Below are 4,199 nucleotides of genomic sequence, written 5' to 3' on the forward strand. Positions count from 1 at the left end.
CCCCTGCCCATTTTAGGAAGGGACGCGCTTTAACGGCTGGCTCCGCTGGGGTGGGTTCGCAGGAGTCGGGTACAGGGTTCCAGAGTTCTTCCCGCCGCAGAGCACGCCTATGTCCAAGAGAACAAGGGTGGGTCATCGTTGGTTCAGTGATCTGGATTCTCTTCCAGCAGCTTTTCTAGCGTCTCGATCCAATGCTCCAGCTCCTCCAGCGCCTGCAACACTCCCCCTGGGTCGCTCAGATCTGCCTGCAGCAGCTGGGTGGTTTCTTCCAAAGTCAGGGATCCGGGCGGGCTGGCCAACCAACGGAGGTAGTGGGGCAGAAGTTGCGCGGAGAACCTGTGATAGCGGCGGTGACAGGCCAAGGCCACCAGGCTGGCAAGGCTGGCCTGATAGGCACTAAAGGGGTGGAGAAACAGCTCCGGCATCCCCACCCAGTAGAACTGGTGTTCTGGCAACAGTTCCACCGCATCTCCGCACAGCTCCTGACACAGCTTCAACCACTCTTCGCTCACCCAGGAGGAGTAGGTTACACCGTTTTCCCATTCGGGGATCCCCGACCGATAGAGGAGCAGCTCCAGCCGACTGATCAAGCTCTGGTAAAACACCGCCTGCAACTGGGCTTCCAAATGGTGTATCAACAGGGCCTGGGCCAACTGGAGGCTGCCGGAGCGTTCCCGCCAGCGCTGCGGAGCAGTTTGCCCCTCTGGGTCGTAAAGAGCAGGCCTGCCCATGCGAGGGGATCCCACTGCTGAGGCAACCAGGTGATCCAGGAGTATTTGCTGCAAAAAGACGGTGTGAGCCTGCACCCCCCACGCTCGCGGCAGCAGTGCGGAACTCCCCTGCATCTCCTCCAGATCCAGCCAAACTTGGGGATCCTCAGGCCGGAGCCGCCGGCTGAGGGTGGCAAGGGTCTTCAACAAGAGCTCGCTCCCGCCGGATCCCGTTTCTCGCGACCTGGGCGAGAACTCCGTTTCGCCGGGGCGAAAGGCTGCGCCCGCTGCGCGATTGGGCTTGTCTGCCTCGATTGCCGAGCCGACTTCTAGCAGCCAGGGTTTGGCCTGGGCCGCACACTCGGGGCAGAAGTCCTGCAGGGCTGCCCAGATTAGAGAGGTGGCCTCAGCAGAGGTCAGGGGTGGAACGGGATCCCCCCAGGGCGCATGCAGATCGCAGATGCGAATGGAACGTCCCATGTTTCGGCTTTTGAGGCGGTAATAGCGCTGGAACAGATCCAACCGATCGCGGATCCCTTCCAATAGGTTCTCCAAAAAGGTCTGAGTCAGGCCCTGGCGGGCCAGATACAGCTCGGCAGCAGAGTCATAGCCCCGCCATTGGGCCTCCCACAGGTGGTCTCGGATCAGGGTGCTGAGGATAAACCCACCCAGATCGGCATGGGCTTCTAGGTGTTGGACTAGCCGCTGGTAGGCCACCCAGCGGATCTCCGCGCTGGCGTGAGTTTGTAAGCTCTGCAGCTGGACAAGAGTGTGCTCTGGGAGCGCAGCAGGCGAGTTCAGGGTCACTTGCCACAACTGCCGCCAAGCTAACCTTCCTGTTGGGTACTGTTGGTGGAGCAGGCACTCCAGAGGCTCCGGTTGTTGGTGACCCCGCTGCTGCAGGAGGCGACACAAAAACTGGCGAAAGGGGCGCAGCTCCGGCTCGGCACAAGCAGCGGCCAAGGGATCCGAGGGCCGATCCTCTCGCTCCTGCGGCGTCTCAGCTGCGGGTTCGCCGAGGGGAACGGCGGTCAGGGATTGCAGTTCCAGGGGGAAAAACAACAGCTGGCTCTGCAGGGAGATGACCCGCTCCAGATCCCTCCAGCTGGGGTCTGCCTTCGTCCAGGCCATCTCTGGTTCGGCCTCAGCCGGGATCGCTGTTGGAAGGCTGCTGCTCTCGCAACCCTCGGCAAGATGGGCTGCCAGGGCGAGCGCCTGCGTCAGCTCCGACAACTCCTGCAGCGCCACCGCCAGCTCTGGCGGGCTGAGCTGGACCACCTGCCCCCGGTAGCGCTGGGCAAACTGCTGCACCTGCTCCTCCAGTTCATTCCAGGTTAGGGCGCGCTTTTTCCCAGAGCCAGAGAAACGCTCGAAAGGGGGTTCAGCAGCAGGAAAGACCACCGGCATCAGCCTCCTAGAGATGGGGTCGTCCCTCTGTTGGCTTGTCGGCAGAGGGGTGTGCCCGCCTTTTGACCTCTGCCAAAGGGCAAATGGCTGGGGAAATCTGGGTTGGAGGTGCAGGCTGCGATCAGAGGGATCCGGATCCCTGCTATCCCCCCCTGGGGGTTCCCATCCTGGTCAGAACATAGCCTCACCGCTGCTGTGCTGCGCAAAGGCGGCAGCAACAGCCAACCCAAGCCTGAGCCATTCGGCAAGCTCGGATCCGGGATCCCGCATTCATTAAAGACTGCGACTGCGAAAACCGACGTGCCTCCTTGGGGGCAGGAAAAACCTGAGATGATTGTGACATTCTCCTTGGGCAAATGCAGCCGGCAGTGTGGGGATCCCAATTTCGGCCAGGATACGTGTTGGGACAGAATAGGCCTGCGGCCACTTGTGCAAAGGGTAAAAGAACTATCCGAGGGAGGTGACTGCATTGTTTGCCCAAGTCACTGCTGCCGCTCTGCTGGGACTCCGGGCCGTGCAGGTTACGGTGGAGGTGGATGTGGGCGGTGGCTTGCCCCAGATCACCTTGGTGGGACTGCCCGATACTGCCGTTCAGGAGGCCAAAGAGCGAGTGCGGGCGGCGATCAAGAACTCCGGCTTTGCTTTACCCCAGCGGCGGATCATCGTCAACTTGGCCCCTGCCGATCTGCGCAAAGAGGGCCCCAGCTTCGATCTGCCCATTGCCATCGGGATCTTGGCGGCCTCCGGGGTGATCGAGGGGGAAGCGCTGGCCAACACCCTGATGGTGGGGGAATTGGCCCTAGACGGCACCCTACGCCCGGTGGCCGGGGTTCTGCCTATTGCCGCCAGCGCTGCCGAGATGGGGATCCGCCGCCTGGTGGTACCCCAGGAAAATGGGCCGGAAGGAGCGGTGGTGCAAGGGATCCAAGTGTATGGGTTGCCTTCCTTGGCGGCGGTGGTGAACTGGCTGCAGCACCCGAACGGGGTTAAGCCGATCCAGATCCAACCGCAACAGATGGTGTCGGCCAATTGGGAATCCCCTCTGGACTTGGCGGACGTAAAAGGACAAGAACACGCCCGGCGGGCCTTGGAGATAGCGGCGGCAGGTGGGCACAACCTGTTGCTGGTGGGCAGCCCTGGGGCGGGCAAAACCATGTTGGCCCGGCGACTGCCCGGCATTTTGCCCCAGTTGCAGTGGGAAGAGATGTTGGAGATCACCCGCATCTACTCGGCAGCCGGCCTGTTGCGGCAAAATCTCCACCTGGGTGGACAAACCGCCTTGATCACCCAGCGGCCCTTTCGCGCTCCCCACCATTCGGCTTCGGCAGTGGCGCTGGTGGGTGGCGGCCCCTACCCCAAGCCCGGGGAAATCTCGCTGGCCCACCATGGCATCCTGTACCTGGATGAGCTGACGGAATTCCGGCGGGAGGTGCTGGAGGTGCTGCGCCAACCCCTGGAAGATGGCAAGGTTACCATCTCCCGCGCCCGCGTTTCCCTGGAGTTTCCCGCCCAAACCACCCTGGTGGCCTCCACCAACCCCTGTCCCTGCGGCTTCTACGGGGATCCCGTTCACCCCTGCACCTGTACGCCGCAACAGCGGGAGCGCTACTGGTCCAAGCTCTCCGGCCCGCTGCTGGATCGCATCGACCTGCAGGTGCGGGTCAACCGCCTTAAGCCGGAAGAAATTGTCCGCGCCCAGGGCGGCGAATCTTCCCAAGCGGTGCAGCGGCGGGTGGAGCGGGCACGACAACGGCAGCGGCAGCGCTTTCAAAACGAGCCTGGGATCCACTGCAACGCCCAGATGCAATCCCGCCACCTGCGGCAGTGGTGCTCCCTTTCGGATCCCTGTCGCAAGCTCTTGGAGAACGCCATCCAAAAGCTGGGCCTGTCTGCGCGGGGGAGCGACCGCATCCTCAAGGTGGCCCGCACCATCGCCGATCTCGAGGGCGCGGAGGCCATTGCCCCCACCCACATTGCCGAAGCGATTCAATACCGCAGCCTGGATCGCGCTCGGCTGTAGAGCTCAAGCGCTCGGCGCCGCTGACGCGACCACCCCCAGCCCCCCTCCCAGAGGGAGTTTCC

2 protein-coding genes are annotated in these 4,199 nt (G+C 62.9%); one reads left to right on the forward strand and one right to left on the reverse strand.

The genetic code is table 11. The features are described from left to right. Nucleotides 1-143: 143 nt before the first annotated feature. Nucleotides 144-2,117 (reverse strand): peptidase M3, encoded by a 1,974-nt coding sequence (locus NW819_RS12865; protein ID WP_414413981.1) that lies wholly within the window; start codon nucleotides 2,115-2,117, stop codon nucleotides 144-146. A 469-nt stretch (nucleotides 2,118-2,586) separates the two neighbouring features. Between NW819_RS12865 and NW819_RS12870 the strand changes: the two genes are divergently transcribed. Further along, nucleotides 2,587-4,137 carry a YifB family Mg chelatase-like AAA ATPase gene (locus NW819_RS12870; protein ID WP_414413982.1) on the forward strand — a complete coding sequence of 517 codons (1,551 nt, stop codon included), beginning with the start codon at nucleotides 2,587-2,589 and terminating at the stop codon, nucleotides 4,135-4,137. Nucleotides 4,138-4,199: the final 62 nt, after the last annotated feature.

The organism is Synechococcus sp. R8-2 (assembly GCF_047461715.1).
Lineage (GTDB): Bacteria > Cyanobacteriota > Cyanobacteriia > Thermostichales > Thermostichaceae > Thermostichus.